The sequence below is a fragment of the Shewanella sp. KCT genome, from assembly GCF_007636505.1.
GTDB lineage: Bacteria > Pseudomonadota > Gammaproteobacteria > Enterobacterales > Shewanellaceae > Shewanella > Shewanella halotolerans.
Window position 1 is genome coordinate 105,355 of the sequence record NZ_LVDJ01000003.1, and the last position, 24,495, is coordinate 129,849.

The following is a 24,495-nucleotide window of genomic DNA, read 5'->3' on the forward strand; positions in this document are numbered from 1 at the left end:
GAATGCCGTTTTACTTACAGGGAACAGATTAAATGGCGCTTATTATAGGGAGAAGTCAGGTGAGATGGTACAATTTCGGCCGAATTAGCTCGCAGGCCTAGGCGCCACGGCGAAAGATATCATTGAGGAAAGTGTGTCTCTCTATACCGAAAAACAGCTAAGGCTTATCGAAGCCGAATTGAAACGACTGCAACTGTGGCAAGACCAGCCGCCTTCAGCGGAGGCGATGGCCGACCCGACCCCCTTTGCCTGCGAGTCCATGGCCTTTGAGCAGTGGCTACAGTTTATCTTTCTGCCCAAGATGGGCGAGATCATTGCGGTCAATGGCACGCTACCCAGTCAGATAGCTTTAGGCCCCATGGCTGAGTATGTGTGGCAGGGTCGGGGCGAGATGCGAGTATTAATCACCATTATTAATCAATTAGATGAGCATTTGAGTGGATCTAAATAACCCTGAAACCATGGAAAATCTTAACGAGCAACTAGCTGGAGACGATGACAGCCTTGCCGTAGAAGCGGCACCGACAATCGAGATTCTCTATGAAGATGACGATCTTGTCGCCATCCATAAGCCCGCTGGTCTGCTGGTGCACCGCAGTTATCTGGCGCGGCGGGAAAAATATTTCGCCATGCAGATGACGCGGGATTTGGTGGGCTGTCACGTGTTTCCCGTCCACCGTCTCGACAGGCCGACTTCGGGTGTACTGCTGTTTGCCAAGAGCAGTGAGATGGCGAATCAGTTGTGTGAACAGTTCGCCAGCAAGTCGGTGCAAAAGCATTATGTTGCCCTGGTCAGGGGGAACATGCACGAGCCCGGGCTGCTGGATTACCCTTTGAAGCAGGAGCTCGATGAGCTGGGTGACAAGAATGTCGACCCCAATAAGGCGGCGCAGGAGGCGCAGACCAGTTATCAGCCCTTACTCAATTGTGAGATCCCTTATCCTTCTGGCCGCTATGCCACCAGTCGCTATGCCTTGGTTCAGCTAACTCCCCATACGGGGCGCAAGCATCAGTTGCGTCGGCATATGGCCCATCTGCGCCATCCCATCATTGGTGATACCACCCATGGTGACGGCAAGCAGAACCGTTTCATGCGCGTGTATAGTGGTATCAATCGTTTATGGCTGATCGCCAAGAAACTCGAGTTCAATCATCCACGAAGCGGCAAGCGAATTGCGGTGGAGACTGAGCTAGAGGCCGAATGGTTATCGCTATTTGAACTGCTGGGTTGGGATGATAAGCAGCTGAGTGGAGAAGATGCGTTTCTTATCTGTGAGGCTTAACGGCTCAAGTATAATCGCAGACACCTAGAGACATTCTTGTCGCCTAACCCAACCGGCCCGTGACTCGATACCTTAAGGTCCGGGCTTTAGGCGTTACTTGACCAGCGCGCAGGCCGATTTAATCGCTGTGAGGGGCGATAGCCTCTCTTCGGGGAGGTCAATTTCTGATGGGGGATGCGGGTTGAGCGAGAGGGACTGAACGGTTCTGAAATAACACATGCGCCTGATATGCGCGCTGCGGTGAACATGCTTTAGATGTTTCTGTCGGCTCGAGTGTCGCATCGAATTGATCCTTGAAACTCAATAACCTAGTGTAGCTATCAAGCTTTCAATAAAGTATGTTTAGAGTATAAGTAATTAATGCGCTAAGGGCTAAGTAAAACATGAGAAAAGTGAATCTGGTATATGGAACTGTCTATGGCAATGCACAGTTTGTTGCCGAGACCCTGCAAGAAGAGCTGATGGCCAAAGATATCCAGGTCACTCTGATGACGCCAGAGACCCTCAACGGCTTCGTACCGCCCGAGGATGAGTTGCTGCTGGTGGTCACCTCTACCACGGGGCAGGGCGATCTGCCCGATGATATCAGCCCCTGGTTTGAGACCCTCAGAGGTGAGGCGCCTTACCTGCCAAAATTGGAATATGGTGTTGTAGCGTTGGGGGACTCGAGCTACGAGACCTTCTGTTTTGCCGGTATACGTTTCGATGAGTTGTTAACTGAGCTTGGCGGCACGCGCATAGGCGAACTGCTTAAGATAGATGCCTGTGAGACGATGGAGCCGGAAGTAGAAGCAAAAGCATGGTTAACCCAATGGACCCAACTTATCAACGACCACGCGGCCGACTGAGCCGGATCAGTCGTCAATGGTTTAAGTTTGCCCAGCGGCTGAGCCAGGCCCTGCTGTTGCCTATCGCCATCTTGCCCGCGGCGGGGGTAATGATTGGCCTGGCGACCAACCCCATTCCTTTTATTTCGGCGGATCTCGCCACACTCATGTGGACCGTGGGTAACCTGGTTTTTTCCATGATGCCCATGCTGTTTGCGGTCACCATCGCCATAGGTTTCTGTCGAGATCAGGGGATCGCCGCCTTCAGTGCGGTTTTCGGCTATGGGGTCTTCTTCTCTAGCCTGTCGGCGCTGGCGAAGATCTATCATTTGCCGACCGAGATGATCTTGGGGCAGGCCACCATAGACACAGGCATTGCCGGTGGCATGATGGTAGGGGCGTTCACTTGTCTGGCGGTTAAGCACAGCGAGCGTATACGCCTGCCGGCGGTATTTTCCTTCTTCGAAGGGCGCCGCTCGGCGCCACTATTAATGCTGCCAATGGCTATCTTGCTGGCCTACCTGTTTCTGCTCCTGTGGCCTTTGCTATCCATATGGATCGAGCAGATCTCTAACTGGGCCGTCTATCAGGAGCCCGCCTCGGCCTTTGCCGTATATGGCATGGTGGAACGCTTACTGATCCCGCTTGGGCTGCATCATATCTGGAATGCGCCCTTTTACCTTGAGATGGGGCAGTATTTCAATGGCGATGAATGGGTCAGAGGCGAAGTGGCCCGCTATCTGGCCGGCGACCCACAGGCAGGTAATCTGGCTGGTGGTTATCTAATAAAGATGTGGGGCCTGCCGGCGGCCGCGCTGGCTATTTGGCGCTGTGCCGATAAACATGAGCGCAACCGGGTCGCCGGGATCATGCTGTCGGCAGCTACTGCCTGTTGGCTGACCGGGGTCACCGAGCCCATCGAATTTGCCTTCATGTTTGTCGCCCCGCTGCTGTTTATTCTGCATGCCCTGATGACGGGGATCGCCTATGCAGTGACGATTTCGCTCGATATCCACCATAGCGTAGTGTTTTCCCATGGCTTAGTCGATTTCAGTCTATTGCTGGGACAGTCCAGAAATGTAGAATGGTTTTTGATCCTTGGCCCCATCACGGCGGTTATCTATTATCTGGTGTTTCGCGGCGCCATCTTGGCGTTTAACCTCAAGACGCCGGGACGCATGGAGGCGGGCAGCGGCCAGCGGGCCGGGCTGATCTCTATGATCACCGCGTTGGGCGGACAGGATAATATCAATGAGTTAACCGCCTGCCTGACGCGACTGCGTATCAGCGTGAAACATGCCGAGCTGGTGGATAAGCCCCAGCTCAACAAGCTGGGCGCCAAGGGCGTGGTATTGGTTGGCAACGGCGTTCAGTTGGTTTATGGCACGAAAGCGGAGAGTATCAGGCGCTTATTGCAGCGCTATCTAGATAGGCACAAATCGTGAAATTGAAAGGTTAGACATTTAGAGGTAGAGAAGATGCAACAGAGAGTATTAATCACAGATTGTGCCGACGCACCAGGACTTATCACTAAGATCACGGGTGTCTGTTATGCCCACGGGCTCAATATCGTTAAGAATAGTGAATTTGTCGACAATGCTCAGGGGCGGTTCTTCATGCGCACCGAATTGGAGGGGGTGTTCGATGAGGCAAAGTTCTTGGCCGATATCGATGAGGTGCTGCCTGAACAGCGTCATCGTAAGCTGGTGGTCAAGGGCAAGAAGCGTGTGGTGGTGATGGTGACCAAGGAGGCCCATTGCCTCGGGGATATTCTGATGAAGGCCTATTATGGTGGCCTGGATGTGGAGATCGCCGCTATCGTCGGTAACTACGACACCCTCAAGCCGCTTGCCGATAAGTTTGAGGTGCCTTTCTATTGTGTCTCTCATGAGGGTAAGACGCGTCATGAGCATGAGCAGGAGATGTTAGCCGTGATTGCGCAACATGACCCTGATTATCTTGTGCTGGCGAAATTTATGCGGGTGCTGACCCCAGAGTTTGTTGAGCAATATCCAAGCCGTATCATCAATATCCATCACTCGTTTTTGCCAGCCTTCATCGGCGCCTCGCCCTATCGTCAGGCGTGGGAGCGTGGGGTGAAGATCATTGGCGCCACGGCCCACTTTGTAAACAACTGCCTGGATGAAGGGCCAATTATCAAGCAAGATGTGATCCCTGTGGATCACAGTTACAGCGCCGAGGAGCTGGCCAGGTGTGGCCGGGATGTGGAGAAGAGTGTGCTGAGTAAGGCGTTGCAATTGGTGTTGCAGGAAGAGGTGATCGTCTACGGTAATAAGACTGTGGTCTTCTAGCTTGCAATTATGGAGCACTCCATTTTTCCATGACCAATAAAAAAGAGCCTATAGGCTCTTTTTTATTGGTTTTTAAGCTGCAGGTCAGCTTAATGCCCAAGCTTATTAACTTAGAAGTTAACGGCTAAAGTCTCTTCGTCACCATAGTTCATGGCGAGATCTTTAATAGTCACTGTACCTAAGCTGTAGCGTTCAATCTTAGCGGCAGTGCGATCGGCGCCTTTGCTCAGGGCGAATTGATGGAAGCTCTGATCATTGCAAACTAGGCGTGGGAAGACGCGCTGTTTGTTGATGCGATACTCTTTCATCGTACCGTTAAATTCAATAATGCTGTTGCTTGCGCCGGCTTTGCATACGGCAACTAAGGTTTTTTCCATCTGAGGCGACATGGCGGCTTGAGAAGAAAAAGCCAGTGGGGCTAATGCGATGGCGGCAATCGTTAGTAACTTTCTCATTTTGTGCTCCTAGCATATTTCTGTTGGGATCGACTATGAGTAAAGCCCTTTATTTAGCGAAAAGCTGTTAGCTATTTGTCGCGAAATGTATCGGTATGTGAGGAGTGGATCAGGCTATGTCTGGGAGTAACAGAATATGTCTGGATATCCCTTTAGAGGTAAAAAAGCCAGGTGAATACCTGGCTTTTTAAGATTGGGGTGTGACAGGGATTAATCGACGATGCGTAGTAACTCGTTGATACCTACCTTGCCGCGGGTCTTGGCATCGACCTTCTTCACTATGATGGCGGCATATAAGTTATACTTGCCACACTGAGAGGGCAGGGTACCTGATACGACAACCGAACCCGCTGGCACACGGCCATAGTGGATCTCGCCGGTTTCACGGTCATAGATGCGGGTGCTCTGGCCTATGTATACCCCCATAGAGATAACACTGCCTTCTTCGACCACTACGCCTTCGACGATCTCTGAGCGCGCACCGATGAAGCAGTTGTCTTCGATGATGGTAGGGCCCGCCTGCAGCGGCTCTAACACGCCGCCGATGCCGACACCGCCTGAAAGGTGCACGTTCTTACCAATCTGGGCGCAAGAACCTACGGTCGCCCAGGTGTCTACCATGGTACCTTCGTCGACATAGGCGCCGAGGTTAACGTAAGACGGCATGAGCACTGTGTTCTTGCCGATGAAAGAGCCTTTACGCACCGCGGCAGGTGGTACCACGCGGATCGCTTCCTGCTTGAAACGTGCCTCGTCATAGTCGGCAAATTTCATCGGTACTTTGTCGAAGAATTTGGTTTCCGCGCCGTCGATCACCTGGTTGTCGAAGATGCGGAAAGAGAGTAATACGGCTTTCTTTAGCCACTGATGTACATGCCATTGGCCGTCGATCTTCTCGGCGACGCGCGCTTCACCTGTGTCTAGCATGGCGATGGCTTTCTCAACGTCGGCGCGAACACTCGGCTCGACCGTGGTAGGGGTGATTTCTGCGCGAGCTTCAAAAGCTGCTTCTATACGTTGGCGTAAAGCCTCCATTAACGTCTCCCAATTATCATAAATTTGTCTGTTGATTAAACTTGGTTTTGCGTATCGAGCGCCTTGACCAGTGCTTCACTGAGCGCCTCTTGTTGTGTCTCGTTCAGTTGCTGCCCATCTTGTGTCTGCAACATAAAGAAATCTTCGGCGCGCTCGCCTATGGTGGTGATCTTCGCCGCTAACAGGGTGATCTCACAACGATAGAAGATGTCACCCACCTTGGCCAATAATCCTGGGCTGTCCAGGGCGATCAGCTCCATCATGCTGGTGCCTTGTTTGCGCGCCGGCAGGAAGCTTACCAGGGTCGGTACCCTGAAAGGTTTCATCTTACGCGGCAGCTTCTTAAATTTCGGCAATTTCGCCGTGTCATTGCTTAAGGCTTTCACCAGTGCCTTCTTGATCCCCTGGATGCGGGAGATCTGCGACACCGGGCTGCCATCTTGCTCTAAAATGACAAAAGAATCCAGTGCGTAGCCATCTTTTGAGGTCATGATGCTGGCGTCATGGACATTGATATTCTTGTTATCCAGTACGGCCATCACTGTGGCAAACAGCTTAGGCTTATCCTGACTGTAGACAAACAGCTCGGTGCCGCCGCGGGTGGTGTGCTTGGAGATCAACACCAAGGCCTCATCGTGCTTGTGTTTGAGTATCGCCTCGGCGTGCCAGGCCACCTGATTGGGCTGATGACGCAGGAAATAGTCGGCCTTGAATCGCTGCCACAGGGTATCAAGACTCTTCTCCTTGATCCCGCGGCGCAGCAGCTCCTTCTTCGCCTTGCCTTGATGCTCGCGCACGCGGGCGCGAATATCCACCGGCTTCTCCTTGCCCCGGGCAAGCACCCTTTGGGTGGAGAAGTAGAGATCCCGCAGCAGCGAGCCCTTCCAGTTGTTCCAGGTCTTCTCGTTGGTGGCGCAGATATCGGCGACCGTGAGGCAGTAGAGGTAGCTAAGATGCACGGCGTCGCGCACCCTGTCGGCAAACTCGGCCACCACATCGGGATCCGAGATATCCCGGCGCTGGGCGGTGACCGACATCACCAGGTGGTTTTCCACTAACCAGCTCACCAGGCGACCATCATGCTTGTTGAGGCCGTGCAGATCGCAAAACTCTTGGGCATCCACGGCGCCGAGTTTACTGTGATCGCCGCCGCGTCCCTTGCCGATATCGTGGAAGATGGCCGCAAGCACCAGCAGCCCCTTCTTCGGCAGCTGATTGATCAGTATGGAGCCTAAGGGGAACTCATCCTTTTGCTCCGTCTGTGAGAATCTGTCGATGTTGAGCAGCAGTCTGTGGGTATGCTCGTCGACCGTGTAGGCGTGGAAGAGGTCGAACTGCATCTGCCCCTCGATGTTGCGCCAGGCAGGCAGGTAGGCCGACAGTATGCCGTGGCGGTGCATCAGGGAGAGAGAGGCTATGCCCCTTGGGTGTCGCAAGATCTCCAGGAACACCTTGCGGCAGTCCTCATTTTCCATCAGCGGCGTCTGCTGGGCGCGACGGGCGCGCCTTAGGCTGCGCAGGGTAGGGGCGTAGATCCCCTTGATGTTAGAGTTGCGCGCCGTGTGCAGGAAGAGGCGCATGATCTCTACCGGGTCATGGAACAGATCCGCCTGCAGGGATTCGATAAAGCTGCCGCGGCGTTGGTAATCCTCGTCTATGGGCTGGATCTCCAGCTCCTTGGTGTGGCCCAGGGTGGCGCGCTTAAAGAGTTGCAATAGCATCTGGTTGAGCTCCATCACCCGGCGCACCGTGCGATAGTAGCGCTTCATCATCTGCTCGACGGCAAGTTGGGTCTCATCCTTGTAGCCGAGCAGCTCCGCCACCTGACGCTGTAGGTCGAACAGCAGGCGGTTCTCGTCGCGCCCCGAGATCAGGTGCAGGGCAAAGCGCAGCTGCCACAGATAACCCTGACACTCCAGCAGCTCCTCGAGTTCATCCTGCTCCAGAAAGCCGTGGGCGACCAGCTCTTCGGCGCAGCTGGCATCGAAGTAGCGCATCGCGACCCAGGTAATGGTCTGAATGTCTCTCAGACCGCCCGGGCAGGATTTGAGATTAGGCTCGAGATCGAAGGCGCTGGCCTTGGCATGGCGCGTCACCTGCTCATCGCGCTTGGCGACAAAGAAGTCGCTGGCGGGCCAGAAATCGCCTTCACGCACCTTGTCATACAGAGTATTAAACATCGCCTGGGGGCCGCAGAGTAATCTGGCTTCCAGCAGGTTGGTGGCGATGGTGATGTCGGCCTTGCCCTGAGCTATGGTCTCATCAATTGTTCTGACGCTGTGACCCACCTCGAGGCCAGCATCCCAGAGGAAGGCGATAAACTGACTGAGTTTAGCTTCGTCGTTGGATTCGAGCGACCCTTGGATAAGAAACAGCAGGTCCACATCGGATTGGGGATGCAGTTCCCCCCGACCATAGCCGCCGACGGCGATTAGCGCCACGGGCGTGGTATCGAGCTGATGGGCTTGCCACTGGGCAATAAGGAGTTCATCGACGAAACGGCAGCGTTGGCTGACCAGGGCGGTCACAGATTCGCCGGCGCTGAAACGTTCTAGGAGTTCTTGATTTTGTTGTTTTAGGGCGTTCTTAGCTGTTAGCGCAGTGTTCATTGCAGTCCTTAACCTCAGAGCGAGCATAGCAGGCCGGATGGCCTGCTATGGGAGTAAACCACAATTTAGCTGCGTGTGCGATTAGTGGTTGATGATGCGGGGGAAGTTTTCTTCTTCGCGCAGGGTCAGCACCTCTACACCCGTTGGGGTGATCAGCAAAGTGTGTTCCCACTGAGCCGAGTTTTTACCGTCAGAGGTGGTCACAGTCCAGTTGTCGTCTTTGTCCAGTACGCTGGTGTGACGACCGGCGTTGATCATCGGCTCTATGGTGAAACACATGCCAGGACGCAGTAGCGTCTTGTCATTGTTCTTGTAGTGCATCACCTGTGGCTCCTCGTGGAAGCCAGCGCCGATGCCGTGGCCACAGTAGTCGGTGACGATACTGTATTTTTCCAAGCCGGTTTTCTTGCTCTTGATATATTTCTCGATGATGGTGCCGATCTCGCCCAGTTTCATGCCTGGACGCACCTTCTTGATCGCCTCATACAGGCTCTCCTGAGCCACGCGGCACAGGCGCTTATCTTTGGCGCTAACATCACCGATAAGGAACATCTTAGAGGTGTCGCCATGGTAACCATCTTTGATCACTGTGATGTCGATATTGATAATGTCGCCATCTTTCAGGGCGCGATCGCTTGGAATGCCGTGGCAGATCACTTCGTTGATGGAAGTACAGATAGATTTAGGAAAGCCATGGTAATCCAGCGGGGCCGAAATTGCGCCTTGCTCTTCGGTATATTTTGCACAGATATCATTGAGTTCGTTTGTGGTTACCCCGGCCTTAACATGGGGGGCAATCATCTCTAATACCTCGGCGGCCAGCTTGCCTGCCGCGCGCATTTTTTCGATCTCTTCGGCTGTTTTTATCACTATACTCATTAAGCTTTCTCTGTTGTGTCGGTAGTCGAATTTGGGGCGCCTCAAGGCGCTAAAAATTTGTGTTGGCGCCGATATTATGGTATAAAGCGCGCCGTTATGTTTGACTCTTGCCGATGAGGTTCATTATGACCCCATCTTTGAGCGAATGTGGCGGCCATTATACATGGCTATGACTAAATACTAAATCACACACGTATCGACACGTTCTTCGGGGTGCCTATTTAGGTCGGAGATATGGGATGCGTGGAGGTCTAACCCCCAATTTTTTAAGGTAAAAAAATGACTACAGTTTCAATGCGCGACATGCTTCAGGCCGGTGTTCACTTCGGTCACCAAACTCGTTACTGGAACCCTAAGATGAAGCCTTTCATCTTCGGCGCTCGTAACGGTGTACACATCATTAACCTAGAGCACACTGTGCCTATGTTCAATGAAGCACTAGCGTTCATCAGCAACGTAGCATCTAAGAAAGGTAAAGTACTTTTCGTTGGTACTAAGCGCGCTGCAAGCGAAGCGATCAAAGAAGCTGCTATTTCTTGTGATCAATACTACGTTGACAACCGTTGGTTGGGCGGCATGCTGACTAACTGGAAAACAGTTCGTCAATCAATCAAGCGTCTAAAAGATCTTGAGAGCCAGTCTGTAGACGGTACTTTCGACAAGCTGACCAAGAAAGAAGCGCTAATGCGTACTCGTGAGCTTGAGAAGCTAGAAAAGTCTCTTGGTGGTATCAAGAACATGGGCGGCCTACCTGACGTTATCTTCGTTATCGGTGCTGACCATGAGCATATCGCTATTAAAGAAGCTAACAACCTAGGTATCCCAGTTGTTGCTGTTGTTGATACTAACTCTTCTCCAGACGGCATCAACTACATCGTTCCTGGTAACGATGACGCTATGCGTGCAATTCGTCTGTATGCTGAGTCAGTAGCAGCGGCTGCTAAAGCAGGTCGTGGTCAAGACCTAGCGGTACAAGCTGAGCAAGACGGTTTCGTAGAAGCTGAATAATAAAGGCGGGATGAATTTCATCGCCCTTATTAACCAAGATAGATAATTGGTGAACAGGGGCCCTAAGGCCCCTGTTTTTTCACATTTGATTTGTAGAGTTACCTATAGAGGATTTAACAATGGCAATTACTGCTGCCCAAGTTAAAGAACTACGCGAGCGTACTGGCGCTGGCATGATGGATTGTAAGAAAGCGCTAACTGAAACCAATGGTGACATTGAGCTAGCGATTGAAAACATGCGTAAGAGCGGTGCTGCAAAGGCTGCTAAGAAAGCAGGTAACATCGCTGCTGAAGGTACTATCCTGATCAAGCAAGGCGAAGGTTTCTCAGTACTTCTAGAAGTTAACTGTCAAACTGACTTCGTTGCAAAAGACTCTAACTTCCTGGCTTTCGCTAACGAAGTTCTGGATGTTGCTGCAGCTGGCAAAGTATCTATTGCCGACCTACAAGCTCAGTTCGAAGAAACTCGTGTTGCGCTAGTTGCTAAAATCGGTGAAAACATCAACGTTCGTCGCGTTGAGTACATCGATGGTGCTAGCCAAGCTTCTTACCGTCACGGCGACCGTATCGGTGTTGTTGTAACTGGTGAAGCTGACGAAGAGACTCTGAAGCACGTTGCTATGCACGTTGCTGCTTCTAAGCCAGAATACGTTAACCCATCAGACGTACCAGCTGAAGTTGTTGAGAAAGAGAAAGCCGTTCAGATCGAAATCGCGATGAACGAAGGCAAGCCTCAAGAGATCGCTGAGAAGATGGTTGCTGGCCGTATGAAGAAGTTCACCGGTGAGGTTTCTCTGACTGGTCAAGCTTTCATCATGGAGCCTAAGAAGACTGTTGGCGAAATCCTTAAAGAGAAAGGCGCTACAGTAACTAACTTCATTCGTCTAGAAGTTGGTGAAGGTATCGAGAAGAAAGAAGAAGATTTTGCCGCTGAAGTAGCAGCGCAAATCGCCGCTTCTAAGGCGTAATCGCCAGTTGTAAGATACCCTAAAAACCGCAGCATTCGCTGCGGTTTTATTATGCCAATTAGATTGCTGCACAGCGCTTTTTTTTCTATATAATTGGCACGTTACCCATCGGCATTTATCAGGATAAACAACTATGAGCACAAATCCAAAACCTGCTTTTCGACGTATTCTTCTCAAACTGAGTGGCGAGGCCCTGATGGGCGAAGAGGGCTTTGGCATCGATCCCAAGGTGCTAGATCGCATGGCACAAGAGATTAAAGAGCTGGTTGAGCTTGGTATTCAGGTAGGTGTTGTGATTGGTGGCGGTAACCTATTCCGTGGTGAAGGCCTGGCACAAGCCGGTATGAACCGTGTGGTGGGCGACCATATGGGCATGTTGGCAACCGTAATGAATGGTCTGGCGATGCGCGATGCGCTGCACAGAGCCTATGTGAATGCCCGCCTGATGTCGGCCATCCCCTTGAAAGGCGTCTGTGACGACTACAACTGGGCCGAAGCGATTAGCCTGCTTAAATCTGGCCGCGTGGTGATCTTCGCCGCCGGTACGGGTAATCCTTTCTGTACCACAGACTCTGCCGCCTGCCTGCGCGGTATCGAGATCGAAGCCGAAGTGGTACTCAAGGGCACTAAGGTAGATGGTGTTTACTCAGATGACCCAGTCAAGAACCCAGAAGCGGTAAAATATGACGAGATGGGTTATGGCGAAGTCCTGGAAAAAGAATTGAAAGTGATGGATCTTGCGGCATTTACCCTTGCAAGAGATCACGATATGCCTATCTTAGTGTTTAATATGAACAAGCCTGGTGCGCTACGACGTGTTATCATGGGCGACCATGAAGGTACGCTTATTAGAAGTAGCCGTAAGACTGCCGAATAAATAACCCGATACGAACGAATTTAAGGATATTTAACGTGATTAACGAAATCAAAGAAGATGCAAAGAGCCGTATGGCGAAGTGTGTTGAAGCGACTAAGAATCAAATGGCTAAAGTACGTACCGGTCGTGCTCACCCAAGTCTGCTTGATTCGATCAAGGTGCCTTACTATGGTACGCCAACTCCGCTTAAGCAGGTAGGTAACGTATCTATTGAAGATTCTCGTACTCTGGCAATCACTGTCTTTGATACCACTATGATTGCAGCGGTTGAGAAGGCGATCATGAGTTCAGATCTGGGCCTAAACCCTATGTCTGCCGGTACGACTATCCGTATTCCACTACCAGCACTGACCGAAGAGCGTCGTAAGGACCTGATCAAGGTCGTTCGTGCCGAGGCTGAAAACGGTCGTATCGCCGTACGTAACGTACGTCGTGACGCTAACTCTGACGTGAAAGCGCTAGAGAAAGAGAAAGAGTGTACCGAGGATGATGTACGCCGTACTGAAGATGAGATTCAGAAGTTTACTGACGCTCACATCAAGCAGATCGATGAGATCTTGACGGCAAAAGAAGCAGAGTTGATGGAAGTCTAATCTCCCTGTTTCGTTACTAGAGTTCGCACGCCGTGTAGGGGTATACTACACGGCGTTTGCTATTTTTAAGGGTTGTAATAGATGTCAATCGAATCTCAATCTGGCTCTGAGTTATCTAATGAAGCACTCGCAGAGCTGGTAAAACAGTCTATTCCCAAGCACGTGGCGATCATCATGGATGGCAACGGGCGCTGGGCACAGGCACAGGGCAAGCCCCGTGTAGTGGGCCATAAGGCCGGTGTAAAGACTGTTCGTCGCGCGGTGAGTATGGCGCGTGAGATGGGGATAGGTTCGTTAACCCTGTTTGCGTTTTCCAGTGAAAACTGGCGCAGACCCGAGAAAGAAGTCAGCCTCTTGATGGAGCTGTTTTTCACCGTTTTACAACGAGAAATAAAACTGCTGGATAAAAACGGGGTAAGGCTCAACATCATAGGGGACATCAGTCGTTTTTCTGCCCGCTTACAAAAGCAGATCGCCGCGGCGATGGAGAAGACGGCCAACAACGATGGTTTGATCCTCAATGTGGCGGCCAACTACGGCGGTCGCTGGGACATAGTGCAGGCGGCGCAAACCTTAGCCAAAAAGGTGGAATCTGGCGAAATGACCAGCAGTCAGTTCACCGAGGAGGCGCTAAGTCAGCATTTAAGCATGCAAAATCAACCGGAAGTTGATTTAATGATTCGCACCGGTGGCGATTTTCGCATTAGTAACTTTGTGTTATGGCAAGCGGCTTACGCAGAGTTAGTGTTTACTGATGTGTTGTGGCCAGATTTTGATGAACAGGCCTTTAAAGATGCGGTAGCCGTATTTGCTACCCGGCAGCGCCGTTTTGGATTGACGGGTTCTCAAATTGAGACTTTGCAGGCTGAGTAATAAATTTAAGAGGGAAAGTTTTGCTAAAACATAGAATAATAACAGCAGTATGGTTGATCCCATTGGTGATGGGAGCCATTTTCTTTTTCCCTGTGGAGTATTTTTCATGGGCTTTGGTGGCTGTGTTCCTGATCGCCGCCAAAGAGTGGGGACGCATCATAGACAAGCGCTGTAATGTGACCCAGTGGAGTTTCACCCTGACCATAGGCATCTTGCTGGTGGCGTTAAACCTCCTGGTGCCCACCGAAGAGGTTTGGTTTAAGGGACAGCTACATCCTGTCTATCTGGCTATCACACTGATTGGCGCCATGTGGTGGGCCATCTCGTTACTCCTGGTACTCAGCTACCCTAAAAGCGCTGCCCTCTGGGGTAAGAGCCACATGCTGAAATCCATGTTTGGTCAGCTGACCTTAGTGCCCTGTTTTACCGCCTTGATCGCGCTAAAGGCCCTGAGCACAGCGAGCATGCCATACTATGGCGGCGCCTTAGTGTTCCTGGTGATGCTGACCGTGTGGGCGACCGATTCTGGCGCCTATTTTGCCGGTAAGGCCCTGGGCAAGCACAAGCTGATGCCTAACGTGAGCCCGGCGAAAACCGTCGAGGGGCTACTCGGTGGCCTGGTGACTACCATGGTGGTCGTGGCGGGCGTGATGATGGTCTCGCCAGAGCAGGAGCTGGGACTCGTGATCGGCGTGACCCTGTTTGTCGCTCTGGTCTCGGCCCTTGGGGATCTATCGGAAAGTATGTTTAAGCGTGTGGCCGACATTAAAGATTCGGGCACCATATTGCCGGGTCATGGCGGGGTGCTTGATCGCATAGATAGCCTGACGGCGGCGCTGCCCATCTTTACCCTAATTTATATCGCATTTTGGATGTAACCATGCAGAAAATGGTGATTCTAGGCGCCACAGGTTCTATCGGCGCCAGTACCCTGAGCGTTATCGAGCAAAATCCTGAGGCCTACAAAGCCTTTGCCCTGGTCGCCCATAAGAGTGTCGATAAGATGCTCGACCTGTGTATCAAGTACAATCCATCGATAGCTCACATGGTCGACCCACAGGCGGCGGCCGAGTTGCAGCGGCGTTTGCCGGCGCACTTGGCGATTGCCGTCTCTTCGGGCGAAGATGAGCTGGCGGCCATCGTCGCGCTGCCCGAGGTGGATTGCGTCATGGCGGCCATCGTCGGTGCGGCTGGCCTGCCAGCAACGTTGGCGGCGGTTAAGGCGGGTAAGCGGGTGCTGCTGGCCAATAAAGAGTCGCTGGTGATGTCGGGTCGTCTGTTTATCGATGCGATGCAGGGCTCAAACGCCAAGGTGTTACCTGTAGACAGTGAGCACAACGCCATCTTCCAGTGTCTGCCAGAGCCTGCCCAGCAAGCCATTGGTGCCTGCGATCTGGCCGGTGCCGGTATCTCTCATATTCTGTTGACCGGATCGGGCGGACCTTTTCTCACCTCAGATCTCGATAGTTTGAGTCAGATGACGCCGGATCAGGCCTGCAAACATCCTAACTGGTCGATGGGGCGTAAGATCTCGGTCGATTCTGCCAGCATGATGAACAAGGGGCTCGAGTATATCGAGGCCCGTTGGCTGTTTAATGCCACGAAAGAGCAACTCAAGGTGGTAGTGCATCCCCAGAGCGTGATCCACTCTATGGTGCAGTATAAGGACGGCAGCGTGCTGGCCCAGATGGGCAACCCAGACATGCGCACCCCCATCGCGCACTGCATGGCCTATCCACAAAGAATTTCGGCGGGCGTTGAACCTTTAGATTTTTTCAAAGTCGGACAGTTAAGCTTTCTTGAACCCGACTTTAATCGCTTCCCCTGTCTGAAGTTGGCCATAGATGCCTGCGAGCAGGGACAGGAAGCCACCACGGTATTGAACGCGGCCAACGAAGTGTCGGTCGAGGCCTTCCTGGCAGGATTGATACGTTTTACCGATATCGCACGGGTAAACGAGTATTGCCTGAGTCATGTCGAGCAGCGTAGCTTAGACACCATAGAAGATATTTTGGCGCTGGACGGCCTGGCACGGCGTGCAGCGCAGGAGCGGGTCGCCAAGCTGTAAGGCTCGCGCCAGCTCGTTTTAAGGCTTTCGTGGCTTACGTAAGCAAAGATAACCAGAGATAAGGAGAGGAATGCTAGACTTTTTGTGGAACTTGGGCTCATTCATTATCGCCCTTGGAATTCTCATCACGGCCCATGAATATGGTCACTTCTGGGTGGCCAGACGCTGCGGCGTGAAAGTTGAGCGTTTCTCTATCGGTTTCGGTAAGGCCATTTGGCGCAAGATTGGTGCCGATGGTACCGAGTACGTGGTGGCCATGATCCCCCTTGGCGGCTACGTGAAGATGCTCGACGAACGGGTCGATACCGTTGCCGACGAGCTAAAGCCCCAGGCCTTCAACCGTAAATCTGTCTGGCAGCGCATCGCCATCGTCGGTGCCGGCCCCATGGCCAACTTCGTGTTTGCCATTTTCGCCCTCTACATCATGTACCTTATCGGCGTGCCCTCGATTAAACCTGTGATCGAATCGACACAGTCCGGTTCGCCGGCGGCGGTGATTCAGGTCAAGAAGCCGATGCAGGTGATTGCCGTTGGCGATCGCAGCGTGCGTAACTGGGAAGAGGTGACCTACGCCTTGGTCGGTCACATAGGCGATGATGCCATCGACGTCACCCTGGCGCCTTTGTCGGGCGTGATGGGCGAGGAGCGCACCTATAAGTTAGATACCCGCAAGTGGAAGTTTAATCCTGAGACTGAGTCGCCCATTACTTCACTGGGCCTTAATGTCTTTAGGCCAGCCGTCACGCCTAAGCTGGGTTTTGTCGATGAAGGTGGCGCCGCCTATGCCGCGGGTTTGCGCCTAGGTGACACCTTAGTCGCCGTCGATAACAAATCTTATGGTGATTGGGATCAGTTTGCCGCCAAGATCAAGGCATCGGCCGATAAGCCGCTCAGCGTGACCATCAGACGCGACGGGGAGCAGCTCAAGTTTAATGTTACTCCCAAGGCGCGCACTATTGACGGCGGTAAGGTTGAGGGCGTGATTGGCGTGGCACCGACCCAGGCGCCTTGGCCCGATGAGATGCGCCTGCAACTGGAATACGGTGTCGGCGAGTCCCTCATGGTCGCCGCCGATAAAACATGGCAACTTGTATCGGTCAGCATTAAGATGATCGGCAAGCTCTTTACCGGTGACGTATCGGTGAAGAACCTGAGCGGCCCTATCTCTATCGCTCAGGGCGCGGGAAACAGCGCCAACTATGGTTTAGTTTACTTTTTGGGATTCCTGGCATTAATCAGCGTGAATTTAGGCATTATTAATTTATTGCCTTTACCCGTGCTTGATGGCGGGCATCTGTTATATTACTTCATCGAAGTGATCACAGGCAGGCCTGTACCGGAAAAGGTGCAGGAAATTGGATTCAGATTTGGGGCAGCCTTGCTGCTAATATTGATGAGTATCGCCCTTTTCAATGATTTTTCCCGACTCTGAGCAAGGACACACACATAATTAGAAGTGCTCTATGAGATTGAATAAAATTTTTGCCTCGATGTTATTAGTCGGTGCGTCTTTATCAGGGAAGGGTTGGGCCGATACATTCCAGCCTTTTGAAGTGACCGACATCCAGGTTAAGGGATTGCAGCGTGTTGCACTGGGTGCGGCGCTGTTGAATATTCCTATCAAGGTGGGAGACACGGTCGACGAACTGCGTCTGCAGCAGGCGATCAAGAGCCTGTATTCCTCGACCAACTTCGAGCATATCGAAGTGAGCCGCGATGGCAGCGTCTTGGTGGTGACGGTCAAAGAAAGGCCTACCATCAGCACAGTGACCTTCGAAGGCAACAAGGACATTAAAGACGAGCAGCTGCAAGAGAGTCTCGACGGCAGTGGCGTCAAGGCCGGTGAGTCGCTGGATCGCACCATGCTCAGCGGCATCGAGAAGAGTCTGCAGGATTTCTACTATGGCGTGGGTAAGTATGGCGCCAAGGTTGAGGCTCAGGTGATCAACCTGCCGCGTAACCGTGTCGAGTTGAAGTTTAAGTTTACCGAAGGTTTGGCGGCAGAGATTCGTCAGATCAACGTGGTGGGCAACACTGTCTTTAGCGACGCCGAACTGATCGGCATGCTGGAACTGAAAGACTATGTGGCCTGGTGGGATCTCTTCGGCGAGCGCCGCTACCAGAAGCAGAAGCTGCAGGCCGATCTTGAAACCATCAAGACCTTCTACCATAACCGTGGTTATATCCGTTTCGAGGTGACCTCGACTCAGGTGGCGATGACCCCTGACCGTAAGGGTCTCTACATCACCATCAACGTCGATGAGGGTGAGCAGTATAAGGTTAAAGAAGTTAACCTGACTGGCGACCTCATGGGCCGCGAAGAGGTGATGCAGGCGATTCTGCCGATCAAGGTAGGCGATACCTATAACGGCGCAGACGTGACCTTTACTGAAGAGATGTATGGCAAGTATTTGGGCCGTTTCGGCTATGCCTACCCTGAGGTGAAGACCTATCCTGAGATCGATGATGAGACCAAAGAGGTCGCCCTCAACGTCAACATCAAGCCGGGTAAGCGCGTCTATGTGCGTAGCATTAACTTTACCGGTAACCAGGTCACTAAAGATGAGGTGATGCGCCGCGAGCTGCGTCAGATGGAAGGCGCCTGGCTGAACTCGGCCCAGGTCGAGCAATCGAAAGCGCGTCTTAACCGCCTGGGGTACTTCGAAACCGTCGATACCCAGACGGTTCAGGTGCCAGGCACAGACGATCTGGTCGACGTCGATTTTACCGTGAAGGAGCAGCCATCAGGCTCGTTCAACGCGGGTGTGGGTTATGGTACCGAGTCGGGCCTGAGCCTGCAGTTTGGTGTGCAGCAGAGCAACTTCCTGGGTACGGGTAACCAGGCGGGTATCAACCTTAACACCAACAAGTACTCGAAGAACGTCAACATCAACTACACAGATCCATACTTCACCAAAGATGGCGTGAGCCTGGGTGGTAGCATCTACTGGAACGAGTTTGACGCTCAGGAAGCGAACCTCGAACGCTATAAGAACAGTTCTTACGGTATTGCGGTCAACTCTGGCTTCCCGATCAACGAATACAACCGTATCAACGGTGGTATCGGCTATCGCCACAACAGCATCTCGGAGATCTCGGCCTATGAGCAGGCCCTGCGTTTCTACAACATCTATCGTGATGCCAACGACCCTAACGCCGACCTGTCGTTCGATAACTTCGAGCTGACCCTCGGCTGGTATCGCAGCACGCTTAACCGCGGCACCTTCCCAACCGATGGTTCGTCGCAGCGCTTGAGCGGTAAGATGACGGTGCCAGGTTCGGATCTGCAGTACTTTAAGACAGATTTCGATACCAGCTTCTACTGGCCAATCAACCGCAGCCACAGCTTCGTGCTCCTGACCAAGGCGCGTCTGGGTTATGGTAACGGTTATGGCCAGTACAACGACAATGACCAGATCTTACCTTTCTGGGAGAACTATTACTCAGGTGGTAGCAGCTCGCTGCGTGGCTTCAAGTCTAACTCTGTGGGCCCACGCTCATTCTACCTGTATCGTGGTAGTGAGCCGTGCTCGCCAGATCCAGCAGGGGATACTTGTACCTTGCCAGGGGATCCTAACCGTGTCACTGTGAGCGGTGGTCGCTCTATCGGTGGTAACGCCATCGCTACGGCGAGTGTCGAGATGATAGTGCCAACCCCATTCCTGGATGAGGCCTACACTAACTCGGTTCGTACCAGCTTCTTCGTCGATGCGGGTAACGTTTGGGATACCGAGTTCGACTATGACGCCTATCGCTTCCTGCCGGCTGAGCAGTTTGACAAGTTGTCTGACTATTCAGACCCAGGACGTATCCGCGCCTCGGCGGGGATGAGCGTACAATGGTTGTCGCCAATGGGACCTATGGTATTTAGTCTTGCATGGCCAATCAAAAAATATGAAGATGATGACACAGAGATCTTCTCGTTCAACATTGGTAAAACTTTCTAAAGTAGAACTAATTTAAATAAAAAGTCATCGGCAAGTTTTGCTGATTATAAGGAGTTTATTTTGAATAAGATGTTTAATCGCGCAATGATGGTGTTGGTTTTGTTAGGTGCACCTATCGCGGCACAAGCTGAAAAGATCGCCGTTGTCGATATGCAGGCGGTATTTGAGCAGCTACCACAGCGCGAAGAAGTCAGCAAAACACTGAAAACCGAATTCGGCGATCGTGTGGCTGGCGTACAGAAGATGCAGGAAGAGCTTCGCGGCATGCTAGAGAAGCAGCAACGCGACGCGGCCCTGATGAGCGAAACTCAGAAGACTGAGATGCTGCGCAAGATGGAGTCTCTCAAGGCTGAGCTACAGCTCAAGGGTAAGGCGCTGGATGAAGATATGCGTCGTCGTAACGGTGAGGAGCAAAACAAGCTATTGGTTAAGGTTCAAAAAGCCATCAGTGCTATCGCCGAGAAAGAGAAGTATGACGTAGTGCTACAGCGCGGCGCCGTGATCTACGTGAAGCCGACATCAGACATCAGCAGCAAAGTGGTTGAAGCTCTGAGCAAAGGCTAAGCATTGATGACAAGTTATACCCTAAGTGAGATCGCCGCCCATCTGAATGCCGAGGTCAAGGGTGACGAGACGGTGACTATTCACCGTGTCGCCACGCTGGAGAAGGCTCAGGCGGGGGAGATCTCCTTTCTGGCGAATCCCAAATACCAGAGTCAGTTAGAAGGCACGGCAGCCTCTGCCGTGTTGCTCTCGCCCAAGATGGCCGAACATTACAGTGGCAACGCCATAGTGTTGGCCGACCCCTATGTGGGGTTTGCAAGAGTCGCTCAGCTGCTCGACACCACGCCTAAGGCCGCCGAGGCTATTCACCTCAGTGCGGTTATCGACCCTAGTGCCCAGTTGGGTGAAGGCGTCGCCATAGGTGCCAATGCGGTGATCGGCGCTAACGTCATCTTAGGTGAGAATGTTCAGATAGGTCCCGGCTGTGTGCTTGGTCAGGATGTTATCGTCGGTTCAAACTCCATCCTGTGGGCCAACGTGACCCTATACCATGACGTGCAGCTGGGTACAGATTGTATCGTGCACTCGGGCACAGTGATCGGCTCTGATGGTTTTGGTTATGCCAATGAGCGTGGTCAATGGATCAAGATCCCACAAACCGGTGGGGTGCGTATCGGTAACCGTGTCGAGATCGGTGCCTGCACCAGTATCGACCGCGGCGCCCTGGATCACACAGAGATCCACGATGGCGTTATTATCGACAATCAGGTGCAACTTGCACACAACGTGGTGGTGGGTGAAAACACCGCGCTGGCTGGTAGCTCTACCTTTGCCGGCAGTTGTACCATAGGTAAATACTGTATCATAGGCGGCAGCAGCGCTGTGGCAGGGCATCTGTCGATTGCCGACGGTACCCATATCTCGGGTGGCACCAATGTGACGAGTGTTATTCGCGAGCCTGGTGTATACTCTTCTGCCACCGTTGCGATGGAAAACAAGTTGTGGCGACGTAATACCGTCAGATTCCGACAACTTGATGAACTGTTCCAACGCGTCAAACAGCTTGAAAAAAACGTTAAATCAGATGATTAACTGCCCGAGGGCAGCTAAGGAAGTTATTGAGTGTCAAATCAATTAAATACGATGGATATCAAAGAGATCCTAAAGTTCCTACCTCACAGGTATCCGTTTTTATTGATCGATAGAGTCCTCGACTTTACGCCAGGTGAAACACTGCATGCGATCAAGAATGTCACCATCAACGAGCCATTCTTCCAGGGCCATTTCCCTGTAGCTCCTGTGATGCCAGGTGTATTGATCCTAGAGGCCATGGCCCAGGCGACCGGTCTGTTAGCGTTTAAAACCATGAGCGATGAGCCATCTAACGATGCCTTATACTATTTTGCCGGTATCGATAACGCTCGCTTCAAGCGTGTGGTCGAGCCAGGCGACCAACTTCATTTCGAAGTTAAGATGATTAAAGAACGCCGCGGGATTGGCGTCTTCACAGGTGAAGCTAAGGTTGATGGCGAACTAGTTTGTTCGGCAGAGATCATGTGTGCCCGCAGAGAGATTGCCAAGTGATTGATAAGTTAGCATTTGTACACCCAGATGCCAAAATCGGTAACAATGTTACCATAGGCCCATGGACCTACATCGGCCCAGATGTCGAGATCGGCGACGACTGCCATCTGAGCTCTCATGTGGTGGTCAAGGGGCCTACGGTTATCGGCAAGGGTAACCGTATTTTTCAGTTCGCCTCAGTAGGGGAAGACTGCCAGGATAAGAAATATGCTGGCGAGCCAACCCGGCTGATCATCGGCGACAACAATGTGATCCGCGAATCTGTCACCATACATCGCGGCACGGTGCAGGATAACAGTGAGACCCGTATCGGCTCCAACAACCTGTTTATGGCTTACGTGCACATCGCCCACGACTGTGTGGTGGGGAACAATGTGATCATGGCCAACAACGCCTCTATCGCCGGCCACGTCCATGTGGGAGACTGGGCGATCCTAGGCGGCATGACGGGTGTGCATCAGTTTGTGCATATCGGTGCCCATGCCTTTACCGCTGGTTATTCACTGATCTTGCAAGATGTGCCGCCATTTGTGATGGCGTCGGGTCAGCCCGCTATCCCAAGAGGACTGAACAGCGAAGGCATGAAACGCCGCGGCTTCTCCAAGGAGAGCCAACTGGCGGTGCGCCGCGCCTACAAGACCTTGTATCGTAAGGGCTTGACCATAGAAGAAGCGGTTGTCGCCTTGGGTGAGGATGCCGAGGACGAGCAGGTTAAGCTGCTGATGGACTTTGTGGTCAACTCGAGCCGAGGCATTATTCGTTAATCGGTTTCTTTAATCGGTTTAGCTAATTGGTTTAGCTATCGAAGAAAAGCTCGTGTTCACGGGCTTTTTTATTTTCAGTAAGCAAGTAACAGAAGATGAATCAGAGCAATCAAAAAGTATTCGCCATGGTGGCGGGTGAGCTGTCCGGTGATATTCTCGGTGCCGGCCTGATCAAGGCCTTGAAACAGCAATACCCGGATGCCCGCTTCGTCGGTATCGGCGGCCCGCAGATGGATGCCCTGGGGTTTGAGTCCCTGTTCTCTTTCGAAGAGCTCGCCGTAATGGGGCTGGTCGAGGTGCTATCGCGCCTGCCACGCCTGCTTAAGGTGCGTAAAACGCTGATCGACGAGTTGACCGCCCTAAAGCCAGATTGCTTTATCGGTATCGATGCCCCCGATTTCAACATCGGCCTGGAACTGAAGCTTAAGGCGCAGGGGCTCAAGACGGTTCACTATGTCAGCCCTTCTGTGTGGGCCTGGCGCCCCAAGCGGATCTTCAAGATCGCCAAGGCGACCAACATGGTGCTGTCGCTACTGCCCTTCGAGAAGGCCTTCTACGATAAGCATAATGTGCCTTGTACCTTCGTCGGTCACACACTCGCGGACGATATTCCGCTGGTGAGCGATAAGCTAAGTGCCCGCGAGACCCTGGGGTTAGATCCCCACGCCGAATACCTCGCCATTTTACCCGGTTCACGGGGCGGCGAACTTAAGCAGCTGGCCGAGCCTTTCGTGCAGGCGGCGGTTAAATTACGCCAGCGTTACCCGGACCTTAAGTTTGTCACTCCGCTGGTTAATGCCAAGCGCCGGGCCCAGTTTGAACAGGCCCTCAAGACCCATGCGCCGGATCTCGACATACACCTGGTCGAGGGACAGTCTCGCACCGTGATGGCCGCGGCCGACGCTATCTTGTTGGCGTCGGGCACCGCGACCCTGGAAGCCATGCTGGTGAAACGCCCCATGGTGGTGGCCTACCGGGTATCGCCGATCACCTACCGTATCGCCAAGGGAATGATGCAGATATCTCATTACTCCTTGCCTAATTTGCTGGCAGGCAGGGAGATCATCCCTGAGCTGATCCAGGCTGACTGTACACCGGATAAGATAGTCGACGCCGTGTCCAATCAGCTCGATGGCGATCATCAGCCGCTGATGGAGACCTTTATGACGCTGCATCAACAGCTAAGGTGCAATGCCAGCGCGCGCGCGGCCCAGGCGGTTATTGAGCTGGTGGAGACAAAATAGTGGCTATTTATAAACAAATTACCGCCGAACAGGTCGAGGCACTGTGCTGCGGCTTCTACGCTGGCGTCGATGAAGTGGGCCGTGGCCCCTTGGTGGGCGATGTGGTGACCGCCGCCGTGGTGCTGGACCCGAACAATCCTATTGAGGGGTTAAATGACTCCAAGAAGCTGTCGGAGAAGAAACGCGACGCTCTCTATGAGGAGATCCTCGCCAAGGCGCTGGATGTCAGCGTCGGACGCTGCTCGCCGCTGGAGATCGATGAGCTCAACATATTGCACGCGACCATGCTGGCGATGCAGCGCGCCGTCGCCGGACTGCGCGCCCGACCAGACAGAGTATTGATCGACGGCAATCGGGTACCGGACTTTACCGATGAGACCCTGGAGGGGCATGCGGTGATCAAGGGCGATGGCCTGATCCCGGCCATCAGCGCCGCCTCTATCGTTGCCAAGGTAGTGCGCGACAGAGAGATGGAAGCCTTGGATGAGCGTTATCCCGAGTATGGCTTCGCCAAGCATAAGGGCTACCCCACCAAGGCCCATTTCGAGGCGCTTGAGGCCCATGGCGTGCTGGCCGAGCACCGCAAGAGTTTCAGGCCGGTCAAGGAGCGCCTGGGCACCTGTTAAACAGTCTGCAGTGGGCGCCAGTGACTGGTGCCCTGTGTG

At 52.8% G+C, this 24,495-nt stretch carries 24 protein-coding genes; 20 read left to right on the forward strand and 4 right to left on the reverse strand.

Going from position 1 to position 24,495, the window contains the following annotated elements; translation table 11 throughout:
• The first annotated feature begins 133 nt into the window (after positions 1 to 133).
• From AYI87_RS05430 to purU, 5 genes are all read left to right on the forward strand, one after another.
• A complete protein-coding gene (locus tag AYI87_RS05430; protein ID WP_144200288.1) occupies positions 134 to 451 on the forward strand; it encodes a YqcC family protein in 318 nt (105 codons plus the stop codon).
• A gap of 10 nt (positions 452 to 461) precedes the next feature.
• Positions 462 to 1,283 (forward strand): tRNA pseudouridine(65) synthase TruC, encoded by an 822-nt coding sequence (truC, locus tag AYI87_RS05435; protein ID WP_144200767.1) that lies wholly within the window; start codon positions 462 to 464, stop codon positions 1,281 to 1,283.
• Between the two features lie 383 nt (positions 1,284 to 1,666).
• The gene (locus AYI87_RS05440) at positions 1,667 to 2,131 is read left to right on the forward strand and encodes a flavodoxin (protein WP_144200290.1); all 465 of its coding nucleotides are present in this window, start codon (positions 1,667 to 1,669) and stop codon (positions 2,129 to 2,131) included.
• On the forward strand, positions 2,083 to 3,555 hold the full coding sequence (locus AYI87_RS05445) for a PTS transporter subunit EIIC (RefSeq protein WP_144200292.1): 1,473 nt from the start codon (positions 2,083 to 2,085) through the stop codon (positions 3,553 to 3,555). Before AYI87_RS05440 ends, AYI87_RS05445 begins: the two co-directional genes overlap by 49 nt.
• A gap of 33 nt (positions 3,556 to 3,588) precedes the next feature.
• A complete protein-coding gene (purU, locus tag AYI87_RS05450) occupies positions 3,589 to 4,422 on the forward strand; it encodes a formyltetrahydrofolate deformylase (RefSeq protein ID WP_144200293.1) in 834 nt (277 codons plus the stop codon).
• 110 nt (positions 4,423 to 4,532) lie between these two features.
• Here purU and AYI87_RS05455 read toward each other — a convergent pair whose 3' ends face one another.
• From AYI87_RS05455 to map, 4 genes are all read right to left on the reverse strand, one after another.
• Positions 4,533 to 4,877, reverse strand: coding sequence for a DUF3718 domain-containing protein (locus AYI87_RS05455; RefSeq protein ID WP_144200294.1), 345 nt, complete (start codon positions 4,875 to 4,877; stop codon positions 4,533 to 4,535).
• Between the two features lie 210 nt (positions 4,878 to 5,087).
• Entirely contained in the window at positions 5,088 to 5,912 is an 825-nt protein-coding gene (gene dapD / locus AYI87_RS05460) for a 2,3,4,5-tetrahydropyridine-2,6-dicarboxylate N-succinyltransferase (protein ID WP_144200295.1), read from the reverse strand.
• Positions 5,913 to 5,947: 35 nt separating this feature from the next.
• A complete protein-coding gene (gene glnD, locus AYI87_RS05465; RefSeq protein WP_144200296.1) occupies positions 5,948 to 8,521 on the reverse strand; it encodes a bifunctional uridylyltransferase/uridylyl-removing protein GlnD in 2,574 nt (857 codons plus the stop codon).
• An 81-nt stretch (positions 8,522 to 8,602) separates the two neighbouring features.
• Positions 8,603 to 9,445 carry a type I methionyl aminopeptidase gene (map, locus tag AYI87_RS05470; protein ID WP_260865088.1) on the reverse strand — a complete coding sequence of 281 codons (843 nt, stop codon included), beginning with the start codon at positions 9,443 to 9,445 and terminating at the stop codon, positions 8,603 to 8,605.
• A 234-nt stretch (positions 9,446 to 9,679) separates the two neighbouring features.
• Between map and rpsB the strand changes: the two genes are divergently transcribed.
• The 15 genes from rpsB (at position 9,680) to rnhB (ending at position 24,456) form a co-directional block, all read left to right on the forward strand.
• The gene (gene rpsB / locus AYI87_RS05475) at positions 9,680 to 10,408 is read left to right on the forward strand and encodes a 30S ribosomal protein S2 (protein ID WP_011866432.1); all 729 of its coding nucleotides are present in this window, start codon (positions 9,680 to 9,682) and stop codon (positions 10,406 to 10,408) included.
• A gap of 119 nt (positions 10,409 to 10,527) precedes the next feature.
• Entirely contained in the window at positions 10,528 to 11,376 is an 849-nt protein-coding gene (gene tsf, locus AYI87_RS05480) for a translation elongation factor Ts (RefSeq protein WP_011866431.1), read from the forward strand.
• A 133-nt stretch (positions 11,377 to 11,509) separates the two neighbouring features.
• A complete protein-coding gene (gene pyrH, locus AYI87_RS05485; protein WP_011866430.1) occupies positions 11,510 to 12,253 on the forward strand; it encodes a UMP kinase in 744 nt (247 codons plus the stop codon).
• A 35-nt stretch (positions 12,254 to 12,288) separates the two neighbouring features.
• Positions 12,289 to 12,846 (forward strand): ribosome recycling factor, encoded by a 558-nt coding sequence (gene frr / locus AYI87_RS05490; RefSeq protein ID WP_011866429.1) that lies wholly within the window; start codon positions 12,289 to 12,291, stop codon positions 12,844 to 12,846.
• A gap of 81 nt (positions 12,847 to 12,927) precedes the next feature.
• Positions 12,928 to 13,719: a polyprenyl diphosphate synthase gene (gene uppS, locus AYI87_RS05495; protein WP_144200298.1), complete on the forward strand. Its 792-nt coding sequence runs from the start codon at positions 12,928 to 12,930 to the stop codon at positions 13,717 to 13,719.
• A 20-nt stretch (positions 13,720 to 13,739) separates the two neighbouring features.
• Positions 13,740 to 14,597: a phosphatidate cytidylyltransferase gene (locus AYI87_RS05500; protein WP_144200300.1), complete on the forward strand. Its 858-nt coding sequence runs from the start codon at positions 13,740 to 13,742 to the stop codon at positions 14,595 to 14,597.
• Between the two features lie 2 nt (positions 14,598 to 14,599).
• A complete protein-coding gene (gene ispC / locus AYI87_RS05505; RefSeq protein ID WP_144200301.1) occupies positions 14,600 to 15,787 on the forward strand; it encodes a 1-deoxy-D-xylulose-5-phosphate reductoisomerase in 1,188 nt (395 codons plus the stop codon).
• 70 nt (positions 15,788 to 15,857) lie between these two features.
• The gene (gene rseP, locus AYI87_RS05510) at positions 15,858 to 17,219 is read left to right on the forward strand and encodes a sigma E protease regulator RseP (RefSeq protein WP_144200303.1); all 1,362 of its coding nucleotides are present in this window, start codon (positions 15,858 to 15,860) and stop codon (positions 17,217 to 17,219) included.
• 31 nt (positions 17,220 to 17,250) lie between these two features.
• Entirely contained in the window at positions 17,251 to 19,734 is a 2,484-nt protein-coding gene (gene bamA, locus AYI87_RS05515; RefSeq protein WP_144200305.1) for an outer membrane protein assembly factor BamA, read from the forward strand.
• A 69-nt stretch (positions 19,735 to 19,803) separates the two neighbouring features.
• Complete coding sequence (locus AYI87_RS05520; RefSeq protein ID WP_011866423.1) at positions 19,804 to 20,298, forward strand: OmpH family outer membrane protein; 495 nt, start codon at positions 19,804 to 19,806, stop codon at positions 20,296 to 20,298.
• Positions 20,299 to 20,304: 6 nt separating this feature from the next.
• Entirely contained in the window at positions 20,305 to 21,330 is a 1,026-nt protein-coding gene (lpxD, locus tag AYI87_RS05525; RefSeq protein WP_144200307.1) for a UDP-3-O-(3-hydroxymyristoyl)glucosamine N-acyltransferase, read from the forward strand.
• A gap of 30 nt (positions 21,331 to 21,360) precedes the next feature.
• Positions 21,361 to 21,822 (forward strand): 3-hydroxyacyl-ACP dehydratase FabZ, encoded by a 462-nt coding sequence (gene fabZ / locus AYI87_RS05530; RefSeq protein WP_011866421.1) that lies wholly within the window; start codon positions 21,361 to 21,363, stop codon positions 21,820 to 21,822.
• The gene (gene lpxA, locus AYI87_RS05535; protein ID WP_144200309.1) at positions 21,819 to 22,586 is read left to right on the forward strand and encodes an acyl-ACP--UDP-N-acetylglucosamine O-acyltransferase; all 768 of its coding nucleotides are present in this window, start codon (positions 21,819 to 21,821) and stop codon (positions 22,584 to 22,586) included. The genes fabZ and lpxA overlap by 4 nt, the downstream gene beginning before the upstream one ends.
• A gap of 95 nt (positions 22,587 to 22,681) precedes the next feature.
• Positions 22,682 to 23,830 carry a lipid-A-disaccharide synthase gene (lpxB, locus tag AYI87_RS05540; protein WP_144200311.1) on the forward strand — a complete coding sequence of 383 codons (1,149 nt, stop codon included), beginning with the start codon at positions 22,682 to 22,684 and terminating at the stop codon, positions 23,828 to 23,830.
• The gene (gene rnhB / locus AYI87_RS05545) at positions 23,830 to 24,456 is read left to right on the forward strand and encodes a ribonuclease HII (RefSeq protein WP_144200313.1); all 627 of its coding nucleotides are present in this window, start codon (positions 23,830 to 23,832) and stop codon (positions 24,454 to 24,456) included. Before lpxB ends, rnhB begins: the two co-directional genes overlap by 1 nt.
• The last annotated feature ends 39 nt before the right edge of the window (positions 24,457 to 24,495 follow it).